Raw genomic sequence first — 24016 nt, 5'->3', positions numbered from 1 at the left:
AATCAAGGTAAAAAATATTAAAAAGCTCGTAAGAGCAATTCAAACGTTGATACATCAACTTTTCTAGAGGGAGACTCGCAGGTTCTCCCCTAGGAAAGGGCTTCTCGGGTGAAGAGTATAAACTAAACGCCAGTTAGAGGACCTTTACGTGCGGAAGATGAAGCCTAGATGGCGTCCCGCTTGTTTATCTTGACGATATGAAAATCCTCGTTCACTTGTAAACGTGCAAATAGCTGTTTGTTCAATATGAGCTTCTAAAACACCCGCACGCAAACACTGTTCTTTCACAGTGGCCCCATTATCGATATGATATTTTCCAGTCTCTTCCCGGTACTTAATCCAGTCATTTGCATATCCTAGTTCTTGATACTTCTGAGCCACATCTGCATCTACTTCAAAGCGATCTTGGCTGAGGCAATGTCCGATGTAGGCATGCAGGTGGTTAGGATCTTCACCCTTCTTTTCTATCAAATGCGTCAGGAGTTTCGGTACAATCTCTTTTACCGTTCCTTGCCAGCCGGAATGTACAGCTGCAATCAGTCCACTCTGCTCACTCCAAAGAAGAAGAGGGACGCAGTCTGCTGTGAAGACACCTAATACGGTATTTGGTTCATAACTAAACAACGCATCTGTATCCGGAATGGCAGTCTCCAGTGATGTGGCCCCTCTTCCCCAGTCATCTTTCGTTACCTCATAAAAGTTAGCGCTATGTGTCTGATTGGCTAAAACAAATTGAGAGAGCGGAACGCCAAGTTCGGCTGCTAGCTGGTGTCGATTTTCTAGAACTGCATCAGGAGAAACACAACTATGAAGAGCTATATTGTTTGATTCCGGTCGTGTTTCATCACGTAAGGTGAGTCCTACTGTAAGGTGAGCTGTTGGGTGAAATTGTGTAAGCATCCAATCCTCCTCTAATTCATAAACAAAAAGTCGTTTTCCGTTATAAAGTCGTAACTAAAATCGATAAATAAAAAATAGTCGTTACTAAGCGGGTAGCTGAATGTGCGGACAAACTCACGCGTCTCAATATCGGAGTAGAGGTCGGATAAGCGTCCGTGTTGCGTCCGCTGCATGCGCATCATGTTCTCCAGGAAATAAGGACGAAACGCCCAGTTAGATCCGCGGACCTGTTCTTCTCGCATCCAGGCCCCTTGCTTTTTTCTTAAGTTGGCAGATACTTGGCGTCCGCTCGCATCGCATATGTAGAGACGGAATGCGGGGCCATCAAAAATGGTTTTGGCTTCTTCTGCTAAGTCGTCTGCATGTTCCTCGTCTCGCCATTTGGATAGTTTTTTTAGGCGTTGGTGGCATTGTTCAGTGAACTGAATGCGCTGAAGGATCAATTCTTTTTCGCGACTCACAAAGGTCTGAATCTGACTAGACAATGTCACATCGAGCGTTACATCAAGTTCAAGCTGGCAACTCGGTTTGGCGATATAAAACCCTTGGTAATAATGTCCGTTATTTTTCCAAGCAAAATAGAGCTGATTGGCGTCCTCTATCATCTCATAAGCTAGCACGGCACCGATTCGTCTAGCTAGTACTGATAAAGTATGAAGGATATCTTGAAAGTTTTCTAAGTTGGTTGAGCGAGTCAACGACGCATCGATTTTGAGAATGTCTGGTCGCAAAGCGCGAATCCGGTCAATATTCGAGCTGGCGCCACCGATATGATCGATGGCGAGTCGAATGCCGTACGTCTTATAATAGCGAAACAGATGGTTCAGACTTTCAAACTCTTCTTCAATATCGTGCTCTGTTACTTCAAGAACAAAACGGTTCAGTGCGAAACCTTTTTTCTCTTGTTCGGTTAAGAAGCGTAGGAACGCCTCGTCGTCTCCTTCGATCAATTGACTAGCCGACCGGTTGACTGAGAGGAATCCAGGGTCTCCGGTTGCTAGTAAGTGGTCTACTGCCAGTGACAGCAGATGCGTATCGACTTCATTTTTAAATTCAACGGGAATCTCTGGATCTAAAAAGAACTCTCCGAGTGACTGCCAGTTGCCGTCCTCTTCGTATCTCCCCAATACTTCATAGCCATCCACTTGATGGGTGATAGCACTGACGATTGGCTGTAGCGCAGGGCGCACGCGGTCTAGGTGATCCATAATCTGAAGAGCGTCCATTTCATAGCCCCCTTAAAGGTACTTGTCATTTCATGATTATATCATTTTGTAAGCAGACTAAAAATGCAAAGAATTCGGAAAATGGGTAAACTAGAGAGAGCTAGGGTAAGGAAGGAGAGAGCAGAATGAAAGTCACGACATTAGGGTTTTGGGGAGGCTACCCCAACCAAGGAGAAGCGACATCTGCTTTTCTAGTAGAATATGAAGGAAGTCGTTTATTAGTAGACTGTGGGAGTGCTGTATTATCCACTTATTTAACGCTAGGTGAAGTGCAAGAATTGGATGCGGTGTTAATCAGCCACTACCATCCAGATCATATTGCAGATGTTGGTGTCCTTCAGCATGCCGCGATGATCTTCAAGCAGCTTGGGCAGCTAGAAAACCCGATTCCAATTTATGCGCATACGCAAGACCCTGTCGAGTTTGGGAAGTTAAGTTATAAAGGTGTGACAGTAGGTATGGAACTAGATGCACGTGCTACCTATACAATCGGGCCATTCAAAGTCTCAACATGTCCTACTGTGCATCCCGTCTATTGTCTTGCCTTTCGTGTTGAAGCAGGTGGAAAGACCGTCGTCTTCACTGCAGATACAGGCTGGACAGACGCGCTCGTCTCATTTGCGGATAGAGCCGACGTACTAATTAGTGAGTGTAATGTATATCCACAATACGCAGGTAAGATCCAGGGACATTTAACTGGAAAAGAAGCGGGCAAGCTCGCATCGGAAGCGGGAGTGGGAAGGCTGATATTAACTCATTTACCCCAGTATGGAGACCGGACTGTTCTTGTGACGGAAGCAGAATCTGCCTATTCAGGACCTGTAGAACTTGCCTATACCAAACAACAAATCGAATTGTAGAAATGAGGACGCATATGAAAACAGCATTGATGCTCGGAGGCACCCAGTTTGTCGGAAAACGCGTGGTGCAGCTTCTTTTAGAGCGTGGAATCCAAGTGACGATTGCAACTAGAGGGCAGAAGCAAGACGATTTCCGAGACCAAGTCACCCGAGTTCGTTTAGACCGAACTGATGAGAAGTCCGTATTACATGCTCTTCAAGGAAAAGAGTTTGATGTGGTGTTTGACCACACATGTTATTCTCCTGTTGAAGTGAGAGAAGTGCTAGAAGCTTTAGGGGACGGAGTAGGGAAATATGTATTTATTTCTTCTGTTGCGGTCTACGATTTTGGGGAAAATTTGACGGAACAAGAGTTCAATCCACGTCACTTTGACATTCATTATAAACCGCGTGAGGAATACGCAGGGCTAGAGGGGTATCAAGAAGCGAAGCGTGCTTCGGAAGCGGTACTTTATCAACAGGCCCCTTGTCCTGTCGTCACAGTTCGCTTTCCTTATATCGTTGGGGTAGACGACTATACAGAACGTTTCGCGTTTCACGTGCGGTCGATTGAAGAAGGTCACTCAATTGGAGTGAGCAATCCCCAAGCGCGCTTCGGATTTGTTGATTCTGCTGAAGCAGCTCACTTTTTAGTGGAAGTGGCGGCAAGTGACTTTGAAGGCCCGATCAATGCAGGATCAGATGGGAGTGTCTCGCACGAAGAACTGTACCAGATGATTGCACAGGCGCTTGATAGAGAATACCGGCTTTCAGAAGATACGATGACAAACCGCAGTCCTTATGACTTAGGGGATTCTCTTGCTCAGACAACAGCGTTCGCTCATGAACAAGGGTTTTCGTTTAAAGAGATGCATCAAGTAATAGAAGAACAAATTGCCATTCATCAGACAGCTGTCAGCAAAAAGGATGACAGTGGTCACTAGTAGGATAGTGCGCATATTGTGTAGAGTAGACATAAGGAGATGACACTATGGATACAACACATACATTTACAAAACGTGAAGAATTGATCAACGCTCTGATTCACGGACTGGGGGCACTACTCAGTGTAGCGGCGCTCGTCGTGCTCATCGTTGCAGGCGCTCAAACAGGAAATGCTTGGCATGTCGTGAGCTTCGCCGTTTTTGGTACTTCGATGTTGATTTTATATACGTCATCGACACTCGTTCACAGCTTTCCTGAAGGGAAGGCAAAAGATTGGTTTGAGTGGCTCGACCATTCTTCGATCTATTGGTTCATCGCCGGAACCTATACACCGTTTTTGTTTTTAGCAGTAGAAGGAGCGCTGGCTTGGGTGTTGTTTGGCATCGTGTGGGCGCTCGCGATTGGTGGCACATTATTTAAACTATACTTTGTCAAACGTTTCGTAAAACTTTCTACATTCCTTTATGTTGTGATGGGATGGTTGATCGTATTCGCTTGGAATCCATTGACCGCTGCGATGACACAAGAAGGATTGTGGCTGTTGATTGCCGGCGGAATCCTTTATACGGTTGGAGCTATTTTTTATGTGTGGCGAGGATTTCTTTACCATCACGCCGTCTGGCACGTATTTGTATTAGCTGCAAGTGTCTGCCACTTCTTTTCTGTCTACAGTTTACTTTCATAAAGCGATGGCTGGACTGAAGTGGTTACGGTTGTTAAAGGAAAAGGACTGGCTGATCGTGCCGCCGCTACATCAAACACCAGTCGCTCTTAAAAATAAAGTGCCTTAATGCCACTCCTTCTGAGAGTGGCTTTTTGTATGTATAACTTTGCTGTCCTGCAATCTTTTACAGAAAGATTATGCGAAGGTTGTACAAATTAAAAACATTTTCTACTAAATAATAGCTAAAAAACGAAAAGGGTTGTATAATCATTGTACAAGTATTGTATAAAGAGGAGGGCCATCCATGAAAAAGAGAATCGCAGTCGTGGGAGCGGGACCTGGTGGACTTGCAGCAGCCATGTTATTGGCCTCAAAAGGCTTTGAAGTAGACGTTTATGAGAAAAATGATACGGTCGGCGGACGTAATGCAGCCATTGAAATGGAAGGGTTTCGTTTTGATGTAGGACCTACATTTTTAAGCATGATCCATATTGTTGATGAATTGTTTGAAGCGGCGGGTCGGAATATGCATGACTACATGGATTTAGTAGAACTTCCTGAGATGTATCAGTTAACGTTTGATGGAGGACATACTTTGGACATGACACGAGACCGGGAAGAGATGAAGCGTCGTATTGAAGCGGCATATCCAGGAAATAGTGAAGGGTATGATCAGTTTTTATACGAAAGCAGCAAGAAGCTTTCTGCTTTGACGCCGATCCTTCAATCTCGCATGGACAAATTTATCCATTACATGCGGCCATCTGTCATAAAAGCACTACCCGAGCTTGAGCTAGGAAAAACGTTGTACGACGTCTTGAGCCGCTACTTCAATCACGAAGAATTAAAACTAGCCTTTACATTCCAGTCTAAGTATTTGGGGATGTCTCCTTGGGAATGTCCAGGAGCGTTTTCAATCCTCTCTTATATGGAACACGCGTATGGTATTTATCATCCGATTGGTGGTGTGAATCAGCTCTCGCATTCTATGGCCAAAGTGGTTGAAGAATACGGCGGGCGAATCCACTTAGGACAAGGTGTGAAGAAGTTCAAACTTGATGGCAAGAAAGTCACAGGATTGCTCCTTGAGAATGGAGAACAAGTGGACGTAGACGAAGTGGTCGTTAATGGAGATTTCGGACATGTCATGACAAATCTCGTTGATGAAGGTACACTAAAAAAATATTCACCTGAAAATTTAGAAAATAACTATTGAACAGAAGCGCATTACAGCCCTTCATTCACAGGGGAAACAAGTCTGGAGTGGTGACGAGGTTGTGATGAATGCCGATTTGTTGAAGGCCTATCCGGAGCTTGTGGACGAGGCGGACCGTCCATCGTTTACAAATCAACATGTGGAAAAAATCGAGCCTTCGATTTCAGCATTTGTAATTTTGGCTGGTCTTACTACACGATTAAAGGGTTTGAATCATCATACAGTTTATTTCTCAAACGACTACCGTTCGGAATTTCAAGCGCTATTTGAACGAGGAGAGCTCGCACAAGACCCAACTATTTATTTGTGCAACTCAAGTGTAACGGATCGAGAGCGGTCACCAGATGGCGATAATCTATTTATCTTGGTTAATGCTCCGCCACTATCTAAGGACGGGTTCGCTTATTATGACGTAGATGCTTATAAAGAGCTCATCTACGATCGCTTAGAAGAAAAGGGACTGGCTATCCGAAAGCACATTCGAGTGGAGCGAGTTATTCCACCAGCAGAAATTGCAGAAACGTTCGGGGCATTTCGTGGAGCACTTTACGGCCTCTCGAGTCACCGCAAACAAGACGCCTTCTTACGACCAAGAAACAAAAGTAAAGATCTGCACAACCTGTACTTTGTTGGAGGCAGTACCCATCCGGGTGGCGGCTCGCCAATGGTCACACTTTCAGGTATGAATGTGGCAGAGGTGCTGATTACAAAATGGAAAGGGCGGTCTTAGATGTATCGTAAACAACAGTATGTTTTAGAAGGTGGCATGCCACGCGAAGTGGTCGTGAGAACCTATACAGAACAAGATTTTGATGAATTGATTCAAATTCAACGCGAAAGCTTTCCGCCGCCTTTTCCAGATGAACTTCTTTGGACACGAGAGCAATTAGAAAATCATATCCGCCTTTATCCAGAGGGTGCTTTGTGCGTGGAAGTGGACGGGAAGCTCGCAGGTTCTGTCACTGGTTTACGTATGAACTATTCTGAAGAGGATCCAGACCACACGTGGGAAGAAGTGACCGGCGGAGGAGACATTTCCCCTCACGTACCAGACGGCAATACACTTTATGTAGTGGATCTCTGCGTGCGACCGGAATTTCGTAGCTTAAAGCTAGGAAACCTCCTCTTACAAGGCCTTTATGAACGGGTCGTTGTGGATGGATTGGAGAGACTGCTTGGTGGAGGACGTATGTCAGGCTATCATCGCTATGCGGCTCAAGCAACACCAGAAGAATATATGGAAAACGTGCTAGCTGGCGAATGGAAAGACCCCGTTATTACATTTATGCTACGAAGTGGTAGGACACCCGTACGAATTGTGAGAAACTATCTAGAAGACGAGGAGTCCCACAACATGGCCATGCTAATGGAGTGGAAAAATCCATTTAAATCTGTGTGAACATTAGAGGTGTCTATCTTAATTGTAGATAGGCACCTTTTTATACATAGGGTTGCAGGAATTCCTGCAATACGTTACGATTAAATAGAAAGTTACGTGTTTTGTCACATTTGGAGGGTCAATATGAAGGAAATACTGCAAAAAGTAGAAAATTCAGCTGGAACTATGTCGGCAGGTCAAAAACGTCTCGTAACACTTTTGAAAGAAAATCAAATGACAGTGGCCTTTTCTTCTGCAACTGAAGTAGGAAAGAAAGCACAAGTGAGTGAGTCAACCGTGATCAGGTGGGCACAAAAGCTAGGCTATAAAGGATTTACCGAATTTCAAACCCACTTGCAACAACTTCTAACAGAAGCCCACATTGAAACAGGGGAACCTCCGAAAGGTGCTTCTACATCCATCGTGAAAAATTTACTCGATGCAGATATACAAAGTCTCCATGTCTTGAAAGAGAGCTTAGATGAAGAACAGCTTCTTCAAGCGGTAGATGCTTTAAGTCGTGCGCAACGTATTTATGTAACGAGTAACTTTTTTGATTATGGACTCGCTCACTCATTTGCTCACTGGTTGGACATGGTACAAGGAAATACTCAGCTGCTCATGCAAGGAGATGTCCAATACTACCAACAGCTTTCAAGGTTGACTACAGACGATGTCGTTTTGGCGTTTGCTTTTCCGAGATATACAAAGAATGTCAATAAGACACTCGAAATCGCTAAACAGCAAGGTGCAAAGGTGATCGTAGTTACTGACGGACCACATAGCCCCGCTACTGAATTTGCAGATGTGACGTTCTTTGTGCAGGTGCCGAGTAACTTGAGCATCGATTCTTATACAGCTGTTCATGCTTTGAATGCCACACTTATGCGCTTCCTATATGTGAAAGAGCATGACCGGATGGTTCAAAACATTGAACGCGTAAATGATATGTATGAACGTCAAGATATCTTTTTACCACCAAACCCCAAGTCAGACACGAACTAAACTCGATTAAAAGGAGAGATTGGATGAAGAAAAAGACAGGACTATTTGTTTCACTCGCAGCAACAGCAGCCTTGGTACTCGGAGCATGCGGCTCTGGAGGATCGGAAAACTCAGGTGAAGAAGGCGGTATGAACCTCCTTGAAGACGGGAAACTAACGTATGCTTCAAGTGGTCTCTACAAACCATTCAGCTTTGAAGAAGGCGGAGACCTGCAAGGATTTGATGTGGAGATTGGTGCGGCTATTGCAGAAGAGATGGGACTAGAGCCAAATCCGGTAACATCCCCATGGGAAACAATTATCCAGTCGTTACTCGGCAATAAGTTTGATGCCGTAATCGGCTCTATGTCCATTACGAAAGAACGTGCAGAACGAGTAGCCTTCTCTGATCCTTACTACTATTCAGGTGGTATGATCTTTGTTCCTGAAGGAAGCGACATTCAAGGAGCCGAAGATTTAGAAGGAAAACGTATTGGTGTAGTAGCTCAATCTACGTATGATGAAGCTGCGCAAGAATACACGGACGATATTAAATACTACAATTCAGACGTCGTGGCTTTAAAAGATTTAACAGTTGAGGGACGTTTAGATGCTGTAATCACGGCGGATGTAGTTGGCTTTGAAGCTATTTCCTCTGGAATGGCTATTCAAGAAGTTGGAGAACCTCTATGGGTAGAACAGCCAGCATTTGCTGTTCGTCCGGAAGATGAGGAATTACTAGCAGAGATGGATAAAGCACTCGATGCCATCATCGAGGATGGTACGTATGCGGAAATCTCTGAGAAGTATTTCGGACGTGACTTATTAGACGTCGATCTAGAAGGCATTACAATCTTAGAATAACCGGGAGGAAACACAATGGAGTTTTTACAAACTATACTTGAAGTTCTCAAGCGAACAGCTCCCGGATTCCTCGAAGCAACCGTACTGACCTTACAGGTCACGGCGGTTGCTTTGGTGTTAGGAACACTTCTAGGGCTCGTTTTCGCTTTGATGAAGATTTCAAAATCAAAAGTCTTACAAGCCATCGCAAATACTTACATTATGATTATAAGAGGGACACCACTGATCGTTCAGATCATGTTCCTATACTTTGGAATCACCGCAATAGTTATCTTAGATGCTTTTTGGGCCGGTGCCATTGCGCTAGGGATTCATAACGGGGCCTATATTGCGGAGATTTTCCGAGGAGCTATTCAAAGCATTGATAAAGGACAACGCGAAGCGAGTATGGCACTTGGAATGACGCGAGGTCAAAGCATGAAGCGTATCATTTTTCCTCAAGCTTTGAAACGTTCAATTCCGCCACTAGGGAATCAATTTATTATCACATTAAAAGATTCTTCGCTCGTCTATATTATCAGTGTGTCCGAGTTGTTTGCGGTCGCTAACCGAGATGCGGCACAGTCGTATCAACCATTTGAGACGTATTTAGTAGTAGCACTTTATTATTTAGTGCTTGTTATGATTTTTACAGCGATTCTACGCTGGTATGAAGGCCGTTTAAACGTAGACAAATAGGAGGTGATTCAACATGTTAAAAGCAACTGATTTACACAAATCATTTGGAGATTTAGAAGTTCTGAAAGGAATTAACCTGGAAGTGCAACCATCAGAAGTGGTGGTCCTTGTAGGAGTTTCTGGTTCTGGTAAGAGTACGTTGTTACGCTGCTTCAATTTCCTAGAACGCATCAATCAAGGGACGATTGAAATCGATGGACAAGTGATTGATGCTAATAAACAGAAATTGTCGCAAGTACGTGCGGAAGTCGGAATGGTTTTTCAGCACTTTAATTTGTTTCCACACAAAACGGTGCTCGAAAACGTGATTGAAGCACCGATCATTGTAAAGAAAGAAAAGAAAGAGACGGCCATCGCAAAAGGCAAGGCCCTTCTCGAGAAAGTAGGATTGGCGGATAAAGCGAATGTCTATCCTTCTAAGTTGTCTGGAGGACAAAAACAACGCGTGGCCATTGCTCGGGCACTTGCTATGGAACCGAAAGCGCTGTTGTTTGATGAGCCAACTTCTGCGTTAGATCCGGAGCTTGTTGGAGAGGTTCTTGCAGTTATGAAGCAACTAGCAGAAGAGGGTATGACAATGGTCGTTGTGACGCATGAAATGAAGTTTGCTCGTGAAGTAGCAGACCGCATTATCATGCTAGATGAAGGTGTCATCATTGAAAACACGGATCCAAACACGTTCTTTGAAAATCCATCTAATGAGCGAACACGTCAGTTTATCTCATTAGTAGAATAACAAAAACTCCCGCACAACGTTACTGTGCGGGAGTTTTCTGTTGTTCGTAACATGTAAAACAAAGCAACTGGCCATTTTCATGGACACCTTGTACAAAACCGGCATCACAATAGATGGTTTTACTACAAGACGCGCAAGTTCCTACGATTTCCATGACACTCACCTCTTACCACGATTATACAGTAGCTAAAGCTTTAAGTGCGATAGAAGGTCCAAAGAACTCGTAATGGATCTGCTCTTGTGAGAAGCCTAAGTCAATCAGATTGGCAATCATGCTCTCCATGAAGCCGACTGGTCCACAGACATATATATCAGCATTTTGAGGAATGTTTGCTAGCACTTCACGAGTAATGAACTGACCATCTGTCTCAGAGAAGAATGAGATGTAAGAAAGGTGTTCTTGTTCTGCATCTAGTTTGGTTAACGCATCTGCAAAAGCAGCATCTTTTTCACTTCGTGCCGCATGGTAAAAATGAATTGGACGATTGGCTGACGTTTGAAGCAGGCGCTCCGTCATACTCATAAGTGGTGTAATCCCAACACCGCCAGCTAAAAAGACGACCGGAGTTTGACGAGATTCATCTAATACAAATTCTCCTGCTGGAGGAGTTACTTCGACTACGCCACCCACCTCAAGCTGATCGTGTAAGTACACAGACACTTTTCCATTCGGGTCTTGATCGTCTTCACGTTTCACAGAGATTCGGAAAGTCTCTGCATCTGCAGCTTTTGACAGACTATATTGACGGATCATCATGTACTGTTCTCCAGGAATCTTCACTCTAACAGAAATATACTGACCCGGTTGATAAGTAGGAACAGTTGAGCCGTCCGCAGGTTTGAGATAGAACGAAGTGATGAGGTCACTCTCTTGAACTTTTTCAACAACAGTGAAATCTTTAAACAAACGCCATCCGCCATTTTGTTCGGCAGCTTGATCATACATTCCTTTTTCAACAGAGATAAATACATCTGCAATGACACCATAAGCTTCTGCCCAGGCATTGATGATTTCAGGTGTTGCCGCATCACCTAATACCGTTTTGATGGCTTTTAATAAAAATTCTCCAACGATAGGGTATTGCTCTGGTACGATACCGAGACTAACATGCTTATGTGCGATTTGAACCACAGAAGGGAGAATCGCTTCTAAGTTGTCGATGTGGACAGCCGCTGCATAAACGGTGTTGGCTAGTGCCGTCTGCTGACGTCCTTTTGCTTGATTTGCATGATTGAAGACATTCAAAAGTTCTGGGTGTGCTTCAAACATAGAACGATAAAATTCAGTAGTGATTGTTGTTCCGTGTTGAGCGAGGACAGGTGCAGTAGCTTTAATGATCGTGCGTGTTTCTTGAGATAACATAAAAACAGCTCCTTTTCTCTTGGTAGCTTTAGCATACTCCTCGTCAGACTTTAAACCAATATACAAAATACCACTTTAAAATTTTAGACACATTTGTTGTCACAAGTTGTTCACCTGTGCGATAGTGAGGAGAGAGGTGAACGGCATGCGGATGACGATGTATACAGACTTTTCATTACGTCTATTAATTTATTTGGCAATACGACCTACCGGTGAGAAAGCTACAGTTCCAGAGATTGCAGACTCATATGGCATCTCTAAACATCATTTAATGAAAGTGGCCCAACATTTAGCGAAGCTCGGGTACATTGAGAGTACTCGCGGTAGAGGTGGCGGAGTCCGATTACTGAAAGAACCAGAGTCCATCAATGTCGGGCAAGTGGTGCGGCAAATGGAAGATGATTTTCATTTGGTAGAGTGTTTTGACCGAGAGAAAAACGGCTGCCCGATAACACCGGTATGTTCTTTAAAACATGCACTAGGCAGGGCATTACAAGCGTATTTGGCTGTATTAGATGACTATACTTTACAGGATCTGGCGCATAACCCATTAGAACTTTTGACATTCTTGAATGGAAATCAGCAGCCCACATAAAAAACGGTCACTTCAAATGGAGAAGTGACCGTTTTTTCAACTGACTAATTTCAATCCTACGACACTGGCGATGATGAGACCCAAAAAGAAAAGGCGAAGTGGGGCAGCTGATTCTTTATAAAACACCATTCCCAAAACAGCTCCACCGGCAGCACCGATTCCCGTCCAAATAGCGTAAGCCATACCCATAGGCAATGTCTCCATAGCGATTGAAAGAAATAAGAAACTCCCTCCGAAGCTCGCAACCAGTAGAGCTACAGAACCAATTGTCTTCTTTTGATGGAGACGCGCCATCATAGCTACTCCTGTCATTTCTAAAAGTCCTGCAACAACAAGCGCTATCCAAGCCATTAGACATTCTCCTCCTTCGTCGTTTGTTTCAATCCGATGATTCCTGCCAGTAATAAACCGATAAATAGAATTTGCATCCAACCAAGGGGTTGTCCAAAAACTAATGCATCTGTTAGTACAGTTCCTACAGTTCCGAGTCCAACAAATACAGCATAAGCCGTGCCTACAGGTAATTTCTTACCGGAGCGGATCAACAAGCCAAAGCTGATTACAATGGCCACGACAGTAAGTCCCCATTCAGGTAGCGTGGTAGCATGTTTTAACCCAATGACCCACATCACTTCAAATACAGCTGCTACTACTAATAAACTCCATTCTTTCATTATTCGAACTCCTCTCCAAAATAAAAACCTGAAAGACACTGCTTCCGCAGTATCTCCCAGGCTTTTGTCCCTCCGTGTACATGGCCATGCCATGCGTTTTCTCTCGGACCAGTCAAAGCGCTAGCTTCCGGAACCCTAGAAAACTTTCGTGTCTTTCAGTTGCCCATAGTATACTAAAGAAAAGTAGTAATGGGAAGGGAGAACACTTCATGGCACAAGTGGATTATGCAACACCGATCGGCCGCCTTGTCATCACGGGAGATGAGAAGGCAGTTCATTCTGTCTTGTTTGAAGACGGAGACGAGCTGCAACACCCCTATTCAGAAACATTGCCACAAGAGTTAAAACTGGCTTTTCAGGAAATCAAAGACTACTTTGAGGGGAAAGGAAAAGACTTCACGTTTCAAATGGAACCTCAAACGGGTACACCGTTTCAGCGAGAAGTATGGCAGAGTCTGAGTGCCATTCCTTATGGAGAAACAGGATCCTACTTACAAATTGCCACATCGATCAATCGTCCAAAAGCGGTACGAGCAGTCGGAGGAGCGAATGGCAGGAATCCGTTTACTGTCGTCTTACCATGCCATCGAATCATTGGATCTAGCGGCAAGATGGTAGGTTATACAGGAGGTCTATGGCGCAAAGAATGGCTATTAGCCCATGAACAGAAATTTAAAACCACTTTGGCTGATTAAAGCCAAAGTGGTTTTTCTCTTACTTTGTAGGTGTGCGAAGTTCCACACGACGAATTTTTCCAGACGTCGTTTTTGGAAGCTCTTCAATAAATTCAATAATACGAGGATATTTGTAAGGTGCTGTAATTTCCTTCGTATGCGTTTGCAATTCTTTGATCAAAGCGTCTTTGTCTTCATGTTGATTCGAATCACGAAGGACAATAAAGGCCTTCACTACACTCCCGCGGATTTCGTCTGGAGCAGCTACGACAGCACACTCACGAACAGCAGGATGCTTAGTAAGAGCATCTTCTACTTCGAATGGCCCGATTGTATAGCCAGAACTGATGATGATATCGTCACTACGGCCTTCAAACCAGAAGTATCCGTCCTCATCCTTTGTCGCTTGGTCACCAGTCAGGTACCAGTCGCCACGGTAAGCAGCAGCTGTACGGTCTTTATCATTGTAGTAGCCGCGGAACAAAGCAGGAGCTGTTTTATGGACCGCAATATCTCCGACTTCGCCTGGCTTTACGGGATCTCCAAATTCATTGATGACATCCACTTGGTTTCCAGGAGTCGGTTTCCCCATAGAACCTGGGCGAACTTCCATATCTTGCAGAGTTCCTACAAGTAATGTGTTTTCAGTTTGCCCGTAACCATCACGAACGTTTAATTGGAACGCGTCTTGGAACGCCTCGATTACTTGACGGTTCAGTGGCTCACCAGCTGAAACGGCGCTGCGTAATTGGTTGAGATCATAAGACTTTAAGTTCTCGACTGAGCGTTCGCTCAAAACTACTTTAAACGATCCCCTTATCGTATAAAAAAGTCTCTTTGATTGTAAGCGGTTTCGCAAAACCCAGTCAATCTATTTTTTTATAATTGAAACTATTTAAATAATTCAGTGATACTTCAATTTTTTTGCTTAGAAATGGCAAAAACGGGTATAGATACAGTACGAGCTAGTAAAAGTGAGGTGATTCGATGTTTGGTAAGAAAAAAGAAGATGAACACGAAAAACGTAAAATTCGTGAATTAGAAGATAAGAAGTTGAAGCTTTCTTCAAATGACATGGATTCGGATAAAAATGAGAATACAGAAGTTGTAGATCCTCAGCCTCGAATCAACACAGAAAACTTATAACTATTAAAAACCCAGACCATCTTAGGTCTGGGTTTTTGTTTAGCTTCTTGTTTTTAAGATGGCGAGCTGTCCTTGATCGCGTCTTTGAGCAAGCTCTGTAATTGTGAACTGTCCGTAGGAGGCTTCTGCAAGAGCAGCTAGCCGTTGTCTGGTTGCCTCATCCATTTGCGGGTTCCCTTGAGCTTCCCAAGAAGACTCCATAGTAGGTCCTAGGTGTTTTGTGAAAGCTGCGATTCCGCCTTCGCCACCTCCAAGGTGCATGCCAAGCATGGGGCCTGTGACAGCCCAGCGCAGTCCAATTGAATCTTTGACGATTTCGTCCATTTCTGCCATCGTTACGACTCCTTGATCGGCCAAATACATAGCTTCCCTAAGTAAAGCAAATTGAAGCCGGTTGGCTACAAAACCAAAGACTTCTTTCTTGATCAGCTGCGGATGTTTCCCCAATGATTGATAAAATGCCATGGCTTCCTCAATTGTTTCAGACGAAGTTGATTCTCCTGGTACCACTTCTACTAGAGGCATGACAAGAGGTGGGTTGAATGGATGCCCTATGGCTACCCGTGACGGATCTTTCATCTTCTCTGAGATCGCAGTTGCCGGAAGTGTTGAGGAAGAAGAGAAGAACAGTGTATGGGCAGGGGCCCATTGCTCCATTTGTTGATACAGCCCTTGCTTAAACTCTAAATTCTCAGGTCCGTTCTCTTGAACCCAGTCCGCTGCTGCGAGGGCTTCCTGGAGGTTCATTGTGACACGTAGTGCTTCTTCAGAATATGTATCTGGTAATCCGAGCTCTCGAAGTGTAGGTTGTACGGTTTGATGATGCTGTTCCCAAACAGACGCCAAGTCGTCTCGGATGTCGACAATAGTTACTTGGTGCCCGTGGCTGAGGAACAAAGATGCCCAAGACAATCCGATTGTTCCTGCCCCCACTACAGTAATTTGCTTCTGTTTCATGATGTCTCCTCCTTTATTCTGTTCTCTATATCGTAGCAGATTCACAGAAGGGGAGTTAATTGTTTTCATATTATTCAAACGGTATACTTAAAATATCTAAATGTTTAGGAAGGGGATGACGGATGACATTTACCGTCGATAGCGCAATATTTGTATTATCTGTTCTATTAATTGTTGGAGTCGCTACTACTAAATTTTCCTCACGTCTTGGATTACCCTCACTAGTACTCTTCATTGGGGTTGGTATGCTTGCCAGCCAATACATCTATTTTGATAATGCTAAGATTACACAACTTGTTGGAATTCTCGCATTGATTGTTATTTTGTTTGAGGGTGGTATGCAAACAAAATGGAAATCGATGCGTACAGTATTGCCAGCTGCAGCCTCACTCGCGACTATTGGTGTGCTCCTTACAACAGTCGGGATTGGGGTTGTAGCCAAATTTGTGCTCGACCTTTCTTGGTTAGAAGGCATGTTATTCGGTGCTATTGTTGGCTCTACCGATGCGGCAGCTGTATTCGCAGTCCTAGGAAATAAAAATATCAAACAAAATATCACGTCCACACTTGAAGCTGAATCAGGAACGAATGATCCGATGGCTGTCTTTTTAACAGTCACGTTCATTAGCTTGATTCAAGCAGAAGCAGGATCTATCTGGTCGTTGATCGGATCGTTCTTTTGGCAAATGGGTCTTGGCTTAGTTCTAGGACTTATCATTGGAAGGATCTCTGTGTGGGCTATCAACAAAATCAATTTGGATTCTTCTGGTCTCTATCCGGTGCTCGCGATGGGGTTTGCCATTTTCACATATGCCTTTACAACAGCCGTGGGAGCGAGTGGGTTACTTGCTGTCTATGTCATGGCGGTGCTGCTTGGAAACATGGATCTCACATACCGTCACTCCATTTTCCGCTTTAATGAGGGATTTGCTTGGATGATGCAAATCTGTATGTTTATTCTTCTTGGTCTACTAGTGTTCCCAAATCAGCTGCGTGAAGTCATTTGGCAGGGTCTGCTACTCGCTGTGGTTTTAATGTTTGTTGCACGACCTATTGGCGTCTATATCAGCTTATTGACGAGTCAGTTCAATGCAAAAGAAAAGCTGTTCATCTCATGGGCAGGGTTACGAGGAGCGGTTCCTATTGTATTAGCAACTTATCCACTACTTGCTGGAATTGATAACGCAGATTTGCTGTTCAATGTCGTGTTCTTCGTCGTGTTATTGTCTGCATTATTCCAAGGAGCTACGCTGACACCATTTGCTGAGAAATTGCAGCTTGTAGGACCTAAGACAGTTCAAGTTCCTCACAGTTTAGAACTTGTATCTATAGGGAAAACCAATACAGAAATCATCGAGATTGTGATTGAACCTGGTACAAAAATCGATGGAGAAGAGCTAAAGAATGTCGAGCTTCCTACCGATACATTGATTACGGCAGTCATTCGAGGAGAGCGTGTGATCACACCTCGTGGAGATACGTTAATTCAAGGTGGGGACGTCCTTTACGTTCTAGTTTCTAAGTTCAAACGAGAAAAAATTAAAGCTATGTTCAGAGAAAAATAGGATAAATGGCTTCACCTAAACACAAACAGTTTACGAGAATTCGTAAGCTGTTTTTTTAACCGTGATGGTATACTAGGACTACAACAGTTGGTATTTGAAGTGGTCGAGACTGAAAAAGTAGAAGACTTGCAGCATTTAAAGAGAATCTTGACCTACTATAAAGAAAAAGGGTTCATGTATGCACTTGATGATGTAGGAGAAGGGTTCAGTACGCTGGAGATGTTAACCGGAATTGAACCTCACTACATGAAGTTAGATCGTAAATTTGTCACCGATATTCATCAGCGACCAGAACAACAAGAGGTGGCCTTATCTTTTCTTGCTCACGCACGCGAGATGGGAACCGTGCCACTAGCTGAAGGAATTGAAACGAAAGAAGAATATGAGTGGTTAAAGCAGGCAGGCTATGTTTTATTCCAAGGGTACTACATAGGCCGTCCGCAAGCTGAACCAGCTCCAATTGAAGCCCTCAACTTTTGAGGGTTTTTTTATGTTGTAGAAATCCTAAAGATATCGGTGGAAACGAAAGCCGATGTCATGTAAAATGTTTAATTATAAACCTCAAGGAGGAACACCCATGGTAAAAATGAAAAAAAAGCGTAAAAAAATTAAAAATCAAATTCTTTCGACGATGCAACATGCTGCATCACTTGAGATTAATGAACAGTTGCAACGATTAGCATTAGAGTGGAATCGTGGTATGGAAGCAGCTTTCGCGGAGCAAACCATCACTTTTACACAATATAATGCGCTGCGCAAAATCAAAGAGCATCAGCCATTACACCAACAGCAATTAAGTGACCTATTATCTGTAACTAAAGGAAATGTAAGCCAATTGATTGGCCGTCTCGAAAAAGCTGATCTTGTGAAAACGGAAAAGTCCGGAAATGTGAAGCATGTCACACTAACCGAAGCAGGAGAACAAGAAGTAACTCGTTTACACCAGACGGCTGTAAGTGCGGATAAGGAATTCTTGGGTCACTGGAGCGAGGAAGAACAACAAGTGCTGAATGGTTTACTGAAGAAAGCGCTTTCATAAATTTAAGGAATTTCTGAATATTATTTGAAAATATGAAAAGGTGGGCAATTGCATGAAAGAAACTATTACCCGCCTGCAAATAGACGGGAAAGAAATTATATTAATAGGTGCTGCGCACGTCTCGAAAGCTAGTGCCACCGAAGTTAAAGAAGTGATTGAACGTGAAAAGCCAGATGCTGTGTGTATTGAACTTGATGAACAACGTTTTCAATCCATCCAACAAGGTGACAAGTGGAAAAACATGGACATCTTTAAAGTCATTAAAGAGAAGAAAGCAACTATGTTGTTGATGAACCTGGCTATTTCTTCTTTTCAAAACCGTATGGCGAAGCAATTTGACGTCACGCCAGGGCAAGAGCAAATTCAGGGGATTGTTAGTGCTAAAGAGGTTGGTGCCGAACTTGTTTTGGCGGATCGAGATATTCAAGTAACCTTTGCGCGTATCTGGGGAAATCTTGGCTTCTGGGGAAAATCGCAACTCTTAGCAGGAGTCATCTTCGGTATTTTTGAAAAAGATACCATCACAGAAGAAGAGATGGAAAAGATGAAAGAACAAGATACCTTACAAGCCGTACTTGCTGAATTTACGGAGTCGTTCCCTCGTTTGAAAACACCTTTAATAGATGAGCGTGACCAATATCTAGCGCAAAAGATCAAGTCGGCGCCTGGTGATAAAGTTGTCGCTGTGCTTGGTGCAGCCCATGTTCCGGGTATCACAAAAGAAATTTACCGTGACCACGATTTGGAAAAGCTCTCAGAGCGTCCACCTAAGTCGATTGTGCCGACTATTCTTGGATGGGCACTGCCTATTTTAATTATTGCTTTGATCGTCGCGACTTTTTTCATCAATCCTGAAGCGGGAGCAAACCAAGCCTTTAGTTGGATTCTTTGGACTGGAACAATGGCGGCGATTGGAGCCGCTGTTGCTTTCGGGCACCCTTTAGCTATCGTGTCCGCTTTCTTTGCTGCACCGATTACGGCACTGCATCCGATTTTGGCATCAGGTTGGGTCTCTGGGCTTGTTCAAGCCTTTGTTCGGAAGCCAACAGTGGCAGACTTTGAGACACTATCGGAAGACGTCTTCACAGTTAAAGGATTTTGGCACAATAAAGTGACGCGTGTCTTGTTAGTTGTAGTTTTGACCAATATCTTTGGTTCGATTGGAACATTTATTGGAGGGGCAGATGTCATTCGTCTGTTCTTGAAAAATCTAGGGTTTTAGAAAGTGAGTACCAAATTCATGACAGTAATAAGCTATTTATATATGTATGGGTACAACGAAGATGAAGGTCAACTTGCAGAAATGGAAATTCGAGCATTCTTTGGTGAGGATGCAAAAGGCAAAGTTATTGTGTCTCCCGTATCGGTAGATCCTTCTCGCAGCGTCTTTATCCGTGAAAAGGTACACGTCTTGTTGAAAGCTGATTCAGTGGAACACTTGATTGAGCAAGCTCATCAGTTTGGAGCGATTGATGAATCCTACAAGGTAATGTTTTTAAAACACGACCGAGTCAATGAAACAGGAGAATGGGGCAACGAAGAACGGCTCCGTTTGACGCGTGCAGTAGGTAACGAGATGCCTGGTACCCTGTCTTTTAAAAATCCTGACCAAGTTTACGCGATTACCCATTTAGACGGAGTCTGGTATCTAGGGATTTACGAAAAGAGCCAACCGGTCTGGATGAAACATGTAGACAAACCTCAGGGCTATTCCACAGCCCTAAGTGCTCGAACCGCCCGTACTTTAGTCAACATCGCCAATCCAAAAGCTGAGCCGCTGACTATGATTGATCCCTGCTGTGGTATCGGAACGGTGCTAGTAGAAGCGGCCTCCATGGGGCTGTTCGTCAGAGGACGGGACAAGAATCCGCTTGCTTGTGTAGGAGCGAGAGAAAACTTGGAACATTATAACTACCCCGTAGAAATTGATGTGGAAAAAGGGGCAATTGAAGACCAGGATGGTCACTACGACGTCGCGTTTTTAGATCTACCCTATAACCTCTACACACATTCAACGGAAACAGAGCAACATGCGCTCATCGATCATGCGGCGCGTCTTGCTGAAACAATCGTACTCGTAACTATTGAGGCAATGGACAAGGCAATTGAAGCAGCAGGACTTCAGATCGTAGACCGAGCGACTACGACAAAACAACGCTTTACCCGAGAAGTATTAGTATGTAAAAGAACCGATCTGTCGAGCTGACAGATCGGTTCTTACTTTATTAGTGAATATCTTTTTTCTTAAAGCGCCCGCCGCGTACTTCCGCAATAGAACCGATGGCAAGAAATGCATTTTCATCAAAGTCTTCTACAATCGTTTTCAATTTTGCTTCTTCCAGACGAGTCACGACGGTAAAGATTACTTTCTTCCGGTCTCCGGTGTATGCACCTTCTCCGTGTAAAAACGTCACACCACGACCGAGACGGTCAATGATAGCGGCACCAATATCTTCAGTTTCATCACTAATGATGAATACAGAACGAGATTCATCCAAGCCTTGGATGACGATATCGATTGTTTTAAAAGCGATAAAGTAGGCGAGGAAAGAATACATAGCTTGTTCCCATGTGAATACAAACCCCGCAATAGAAAAAATGACCAAGTTGATGATCATGATGATTTCTCCAACAGAGAATGGAGTGATTTTGTTGAAAAGAATCGCTAAAATCTCCGACCCGTCAAGAGACCCTCCATTTCGGATAACCAAGCCGACTCCAAATCCTAAAACAATTCCTCCAAATACTGTAGAGAGTAATAAATCGTCCGTGAAGGCCGGAACCGGATGCAGGATTGCGGTAAAAATCGATAATACGGTAATTCCAAACAACGTGGATAAGGCAAATGTCTTTCCGATCTGTTTATACCCTAAAAAGAAGAACGGGATATTTAATATGAAAATAAAAACTCCTAACTGAATAGGGGTGACATGAGAGAGAATAATGGACACACCCACAACCCCGCCGTCTAGGATCTTATTTGGAACAAGGAACAGTTCAAGTCCTACAGCCATTGCCACGGCACCTATAAAAATGAGAAGTAGTCTAGCGAATAAAACTTTAGCAGGTGTTTGACGATTGGCAATTCGTTTTTTTGTACCATCAGGTAATTCAATAATAGTATCCATCATTCAAATTCCAACTTTCCATTTGTATAGTTATAAGCATACCAAACCGGGAACTAAACGGAAGACTATTTTGAACTCAAAATAATCTTTGTTGAAAAATTCTTTATTATCTGACAAAATAGTAAGTGGGAGAAATGTAAGCGTATTCATTGCGCGACTAAACAAAAGGAGAGATGAGAATGGTTTATAAGTTTCCAAACACTGAAGGTGCAGTAATAACATTTAAAGAGCAGTATGATAACTACATTAATGGGAAGTGGACAGCTCCAGTCAAAGGTCAATACTTTGAAAATGTAACACCTGTAACAGGAAAAGTGTTTACTAAGGTAGCTCGTTCAACTTCTGAAGACATTGATTTAGCATTAGATGCGGCTCACGCAGCAAAAGATAGCTGGGGAACCACTTCTGTAGCTGAGCGTGCAGTCATTTTAAATAAGATTGCAGATCGTATGGAAGAAAATTTAGAGATGCTAGCGGTTGCAGAAACTTGGGACAATGGGAAAGCCGTACGTGAAACTTTAAACGCAGATCTACCACTTGCCATTGATCACTTCCGCTACTTTGCAGGAGCTATCCGTGCGCAAGAAGGAAATCTGAGTCAGATTGATAACAATACAGTAGCGTATCATTTCCATGAGCCGCTAGGAGTGGTAGGGCAAATTATTCCTTGGAACTTCCCGATTTTAATGGCTGTGTGGAAATTGGCACCGGCACTTGCTGCAGGAAACTGTGTCGTGTTAAAGCCAGCGGAGCAAACGCCTGCTTCTATTTTAGTCTTGATGGAATTAATTGAAGACTTGCTACCACCTGGTGTTATCAATATCGTCAATGGATTTGGTCTTGAAGCTGGGAAGCCACTTGCGTCTAGTCCTCGTATCGCGAAAATTGCGTTTACAGGAGAAACGACGACTGGTCGTTTGATTATGCAGTATGCATCTCAAAACTTGATTCCTGTGACACTTGAACTTGGTGGAAAGTCACCAAATATTTTCTTCGAAGATATTATGGACAAAGACGATGCGTTCTTAGATAAAGCAGTAGAAGGTTTTGTGCTATTCGCTTTAAACCAAGGGGAAGTATGTACATGTCCATCTCGTGCGCTAATCCAAGAATCAATCTACGATAAATTCATGGAAAAAGTGTTGAAGCGAGTAGAGGCAATTGCAACTGGAAACCCACTTGATCCGAATACTATGATGGGTGCACAGGCATCTACAGAGCAGATGGAAAAAATCTTGTCTTACTTAGATATCGGGAAACAAGAAGGTGCTGAGTGTCTAGCAGGTGGAGAGCGCAATGACCTAGGCGGCGAATTTGCAGAAGGCTATTACATCAAACCAACTGTCTTCAAAGGCCACAACAAAATGCGTATCTTCCAAGAAGAAATCTTTGGTCCAGTAGTTTCTGTTACAACGTTCAAGACGAAAGAAGAAGCGCTTGAAATTGCAAATGATACATTATACGGACTTGGTTCAGGTGTTTGGACACGTGATATGAATACAGCGTACCGTTTTGGACGTGGCATTCAAGCAGGCCGTGTGTGGACAAACTGTTACCATGCGTACCCAGCACACGCTGCTTTCGGTGGTTACAAAATGTCGGGTATTGGACGCGAAAATCACTTGATGATGCTGAGCCACTATCAACAGACAAAGAACTTGCTTGTATCGTATGATGAAAACAAATTAGGATTCTTCTGATCCCACCGAGGAGGTGATGGCGATGACAGAACGGGTTGTAGCGACAGACGCGGCACTGGATTTAATTGCGCTGTTGACAGAAAAGCACGGCCCCGTGATGTTTCACCAGTCAGGAGGCTGTTGTGACGGGTCTTCTCCGATGTGTTATCCGGAAGGAGATTTGTTGATAGGGGACCAAGACATTTACCTTGGAACCATCGGCGGCGCCAAGTTTTACATCCATAAAAATCAGTTTGACTACTGGAAGCATACGCAACTGATCATTGATGTAGTCGACGGTCGTGGAGGCATGTTTTCTTTAGAGGGTGTAGAAGGCAAACGCTTTTTGACAAGATCCCGTGCATTCACATCGGAAGAGAACAAAGAACTTCAAAATTCATAAATTGAATGGCTCCTCCTTCATGGGAGGGGCTGTTTTTTGTATAATGGGAACATGGACAAGGAGGATACCCATGCAAATTGAATCTTATGAAGTAGAAAGACTTCTCGATCCGACTGGAATTGTAGAAGGAGATCGCTATGAATTTTTATTCGGACTAGCTTATGACGAAGAAGATGAATTGTTTGAAGAGACGGATTCAATCGATGTGCGTGTCATCTTTGCTGATGACAGTAAAGGTAAACGCATCGCTCAAGCGCACTTTATCGACCGAGCTACAGGGAAAGTGTTAGACTTTGAAATTGAAGAAGACGAATATACAACTCTTTTGGCATTTTGCCAGGAGCACTATACAGAAGCAGAATGA

The 24016-nt window shown here is 43.6% G+C and carries 27 protein-coding genes, 2 pseudogenes and 1 riboswitch; of the genes and pseudogenes, 21 read left to right on the top strand and 8 right to left on the bottom strand.

All coding sequences use genetic code 11. The features are described from left to right. Window positions 1-144: 144 nt before the first annotated feature. Both pgeF and CF394_RS05720 read right to left on the bottom strand, forming a co-directional pair. Window positions 145-900, bottom strand: coding sequence for a peptidoglycan editing factor PgeF (gene pgeF / locus CF394_RS05725; protein ID WP_094942274.1), 756 nt, complete (start codon window positions 898-900; stop codon window positions 145-147). Between the two features lie 11 nt (window positions 901-911). Then, entirely contained in the window at window positions 912-2126 is a 1215-nt protein-coding gene (locus CF394_RS05720; RefSeq protein ID WP_094942273.1) for an EAL domain-containing protein, read from the bottom strand. 125 nt (window positions 2127-2251) lie between these two features. Here CF394_RS05720 and CF394_RS05715 point away from each other — a divergent pair, with 125 nt between their 5' ends. The 10 genes and pseudogenes from CF394_RS05715 to CF394_RS05670 all read left to right on the top strand — a co-directional run bounded on the left by CF394_RS05715 (window position 2252) and on the right by CF394_RS05670 (window position 10429). Further along, window positions 2252-2986: an MBL fold metallo-hydrolase gene (locus CF394_RS05715; protein WP_094942272.1), complete on the top strand. Its 735-nt coding sequence runs from the start codon at window positions 2252-2254 to the stop codon at window positions 2984-2986. A 14-nt stretch (window positions 2987-3000) separates the two neighbouring features. Then, window positions 3001-3909, top strand: a complete 909-nt coding sequence (locus CF394_RS05710) for an NAD-dependent epimerase/dehydratase family protein (RefSeq protein WP_165767467.1) — start codon at window positions 3001-3003, stop codon at window positions 3907-3909. Between the two features lie 47 nt (window positions 3910-3956). Beyond that, window positions 3957-4595 (top strand): PAQR family membrane homeostasis protein TrhA, encoded by a 639-nt coding sequence (gene trhA / locus CF394_RS05705; RefSeq protein WP_094942270.1) that lies wholly within the window; start codon window positions 3957-3959, stop codon window positions 4593-4595. 283 nt (window positions 4596-4878) lie between these two features. Continuing rightward, window positions 4879-5778: pseudogene (locus tag CF394_RS05700) on the top strand (phytoene desaturase family protein); the annotation flags it as partial. Between the two features lie 76 nt (window positions 5779-5854). After that, a complete protein-coding gene (locus CF394_RS05695; protein ID WP_094942268.1) occupies window positions 5855-6520 on the top strand; it encodes a phytoene desaturase family protein in 666 nt (221 codons plus the stop codon). After that, complete coding sequence (locus CF394_RS05690; RefSeq protein ID WP_094942267.1) at window positions 6521-7189, top strand: GNAT family N-acetyltransferase; 669 nt, start codon at window positions 6521-6523, stop codon at window positions 7187-7189. Between the two features lie 123 nt (window positions 7190-7312). Continuing rightward, window positions 7313-8173, top strand: a complete 861-nt coding sequence (locus CF394_RS05685) for a MurR/RpiR family transcriptional regulator (protein ID WP_094942266.1) — start codon at window positions 7313-7315, stop codon at window positions 8171-8173. Between the two features lie 23 nt (window positions 8174-8196). Continuing rightward, window positions 8197-9015 (top strand): transporter substrate-binding domain-containing protein, encoded by an 819-nt coding sequence (locus CF394_RS05680; protein ID WP_094942265.1) that lies wholly within the window; start codon window positions 8197-8199, stop codon window positions 9013-9015. Between the two features lie 15 nt (window positions 9016-9030). Further along, a complete protein-coding gene (locus CF394_RS05675) occupies window positions 9031-9693 on the top strand; it encodes an amino acid ABC transporter permease (protein ID WP_094942264.1) in 663 nt (220 codons plus the stop codon). 13 nt (window positions 9694-9706) lie between these two features. Next, window positions 9707-10429: an amino acid ABC transporter ATP-binding protein gene (locus tag CF394_RS05670; RefSeq protein ID WP_094942263.1), complete on the top strand. Its 723-nt coding sequence runs from the start codon at window positions 9707-9709 to the stop codon at window positions 10427-10429. A 175-nt stretch (window positions 10430-10604) separates the two neighbouring features. On the opposite strand, the gene hmpA is transcribed toward CF394_RS05670, so the two are convergent. After that, a complete protein-coding gene (gene hmpA / locus CF394_RS05665) occupies window positions 10605-11792 on the bottom strand; it encodes an NO-inducible flavohemoprotein (RefSeq protein ID WP_094942262.1) in 1188 nt (395 codons plus the stop codon). Between the two features lie 145 nt (window positions 11793-11937). Here hmpA and CF394_RS05660 point away from each other — a divergent pair, with 145 nt between their 5' ends. After that, window positions 11938-12387, top strand: a complete 450-nt coding sequence (locus tag CF394_RS05660; protein ID WP_094942261.1) for an RrF2 family transcriptional regulator — start codon at window positions 11938-11940, stop codon at window positions 12385-12387. 36 nt (window positions 12388-12423) lie between these two features. Here CF394_RS05660 and CF394_RS05655 read toward each other — a convergent pair whose 3' ends face one another. After that, a complete protein-coding gene (locus CF394_RS05655) occupies window positions 12424-12738 on the bottom strand; it encodes a DMT family transporter (RefSeq protein WP_094942260.1) in 315 nt (104 codons plus the stop codon). After that, window positions 12738-13061 carry a DMT family transporter gene (locus CF394_RS05650; RefSeq protein ID WP_207761691.1) on the bottom strand — a complete coding sequence of 108 codons (324 nt, stop codon included), beginning with the start codon at window positions 13059-13061 and terminating at the stop codon, window positions 12738-12740. Before CF394_RS05650 ends, CF394_RS05655 begins: the two co-directional genes overlap by 1 nt. 51 nt (window positions 13062-13112) lie before the next feature. Next, window positions 13113-13211: riboswitch (guanidine-I (ykkC/yxkD leader) on the bottom strand. Between the two features lie 59 nt (window positions 13212-13270). Between CF394_RS05650 and CF394_RS05645 the strand changes: the two genes are divergently transcribed. After that, window positions 13271-13756 carry a methylated-DNA--[protein]-cysteine S-methyltransferase gene (locus tag CF394_RS05645; RefSeq protein ID WP_094942259.1) on the top strand — a complete coding sequence of 162 codons (486 nt, stop codon included), beginning with the start codon at window positions 13271-13273 and terminating at the stop codon, window positions 13754-13756. A gap of 19 nt (window positions 13757-13775) precedes the next feature. Here the strand turns inward: CF394_RS05645 and CF394_RS05640 are convergent. Beyond that, a pseudogene (locus CF394_RS05640) lies at window positions 13776-14516 on the bottom strand (AMP-binding enzyme); the annotation flags it as partial. A 206-nt stretch (window positions 14517-14722) separates the two neighbouring features. Here CF394_RS05640 and CF394_RS15735 point away from each other — a divergent pair. Continuing rightward, the gene (locus CF394_RS15735) at window positions 14723-14881 is read left to right on the top strand and encodes a hypothetical protein (protein WP_165767466.1); all 159 of its coding nucleotides are present in this window, start codon (window positions 14723-14725) and stop codon (window positions 14879-14881) included. Between the two features lie 39 nt (window positions 14882-14920). Here CF394_RS15735 and CF394_RS05635 read toward each other — a convergent pair whose 3' ends face one another. Then, window positions 14921-15838, bottom strand: coding sequence for a 3-hydroxyacyl-CoA dehydrogenase NAD-binding domain-containing protein (locus CF394_RS05635; RefSeq protein WP_094942258.1), 918 nt, complete (start codon window positions 15836-15838; stop codon window positions 14921-14923). Between the two features lie 122 nt (window positions 15839-15960). Here CF394_RS05635 and CF394_RS05630 point away from each other — a divergent pair, with 122 nt between their 5' ends. The 5 genes from CF394_RS05630 to CF394_RS05610 all read left to right on the top strand — a co-directional run bounded on the left by CF394_RS05630 (window position 15961) and on the right by CF394_RS05610 (window position 20648). Then, a complete protein-coding gene (locus CF394_RS05630) occupies window positions 15961-17403 on the top strand; it encodes a potassium/proton antiporter (protein WP_094942257.1) in 1443 nt (480 codons plus the stop codon). Window positions 17404-17472: 69 nt separating this feature from the next. Continuing rightward, window positions 17473-17883, top strand: coding sequence for an EAL domain-containing protein (locus tag CF394_RS05625; protein WP_094942256.1), 411 nt, complete (start codon window positions 17473-17475; stop codon window positions 17881-17883). A gap of 97 nt (window positions 17884-17980) precedes the next feature. Then, the gene (locus CF394_RS05620) at window positions 17981-18442 is read left to right on the top strand and encodes a MarR family winged helix-turn-helix transcriptional regulator (RefSeq protein WP_165767465.1); all 462 of its coding nucleotides are present in this window, start codon (window positions 17981-17983) and stop codon (window positions 18440-18442) included. Between the two features lie 52 nt (window positions 18443-18494). Beyond that, complete coding sequence (locus tag CF394_RS05615; RefSeq protein WP_094942254.1) at window positions 18495-19664, top strand: TraB/GumN family protein; 1170 nt, start codon at window positions 18495-18497, stop codon at window positions 19662-19664. Window positions 19665-19667: 3 nt separating this feature from the next. Then, on the top strand, window positions 19668-20648 hold the full coding sequence (locus CF394_RS05610; RefSeq protein WP_094942253.1) for a TRM11 family SAM-dependent methyltransferase: 981 nt from the start codon (window positions 19668-19670) through the stop codon (window positions 20646-20648). 19 nt (window positions 20649-20667) lie between these two features. On the opposite strand, the gene CF394_RS05605 is transcribed toward CF394_RS05610, so the two are convergent. Then, window positions 20668-21570, bottom strand: a complete 903-nt coding sequence (locus tag CF394_RS05605) for a YitT family protein (RefSeq protein WP_094942252.1) — start codon at window positions 21568-21570, stop codon at window positions 20668-20670. Window positions 21571-21749: 179 nt separating this feature from the next. Between CF394_RS05605 and adh the strand changes: the two genes are divergently transcribed. The 3 genes from adh to CF394_RS05590 all read left to right on the top strand — a co-directional run bounded on the left by adh (window position 21750) and on the right by CF394_RS05590 (window position 24016). Continuing rightward, a complete protein-coding gene (gene adh / locus CF394_RS05600) occupies window positions 21750-23270 on the top strand; it encodes an aldehyde dehydrogenase (RefSeq protein ID WP_094942251.1) in 1521 nt (506 codons plus the stop codon). A 22-nt stretch (window positions 23271-23292) separates the two neighbouring features. Next, the gene (locus CF394_RS05595; protein ID WP_094942250.1) at window positions 23293-23652 is read left to right on the top strand and encodes a DUF779 domain-containing protein; all 360 of its coding nucleotides are present in this window, start codon (window positions 23293-23295) and stop codon (window positions 23650-23652) included. A 70-nt stretch (window positions 23653-23722) separates the two neighbouring features. Further along, a complete protein-coding gene (locus tag CF394_RS05590) occupies window positions 23723-24016 on the top strand; it encodes a DUF6509 family protein (protein WP_094942249.1) in 294 nt (97 codons plus the stop codon).

The organism is Tetzosporium hominis (assembly GCF_002265435.1).
Classification (GTDB): domain Bacteria; phylum Bacillota; class Bacilli; order Bacillales_A; family Planococcaceae; genus Chryseomicrobium; species Chryseomicrobium hominis.
The sequence above is the reverse complement of the archived record's forward strand: the minus strand, read 5'-3'. Positions and strand labels throughout refer to the sequence as shown.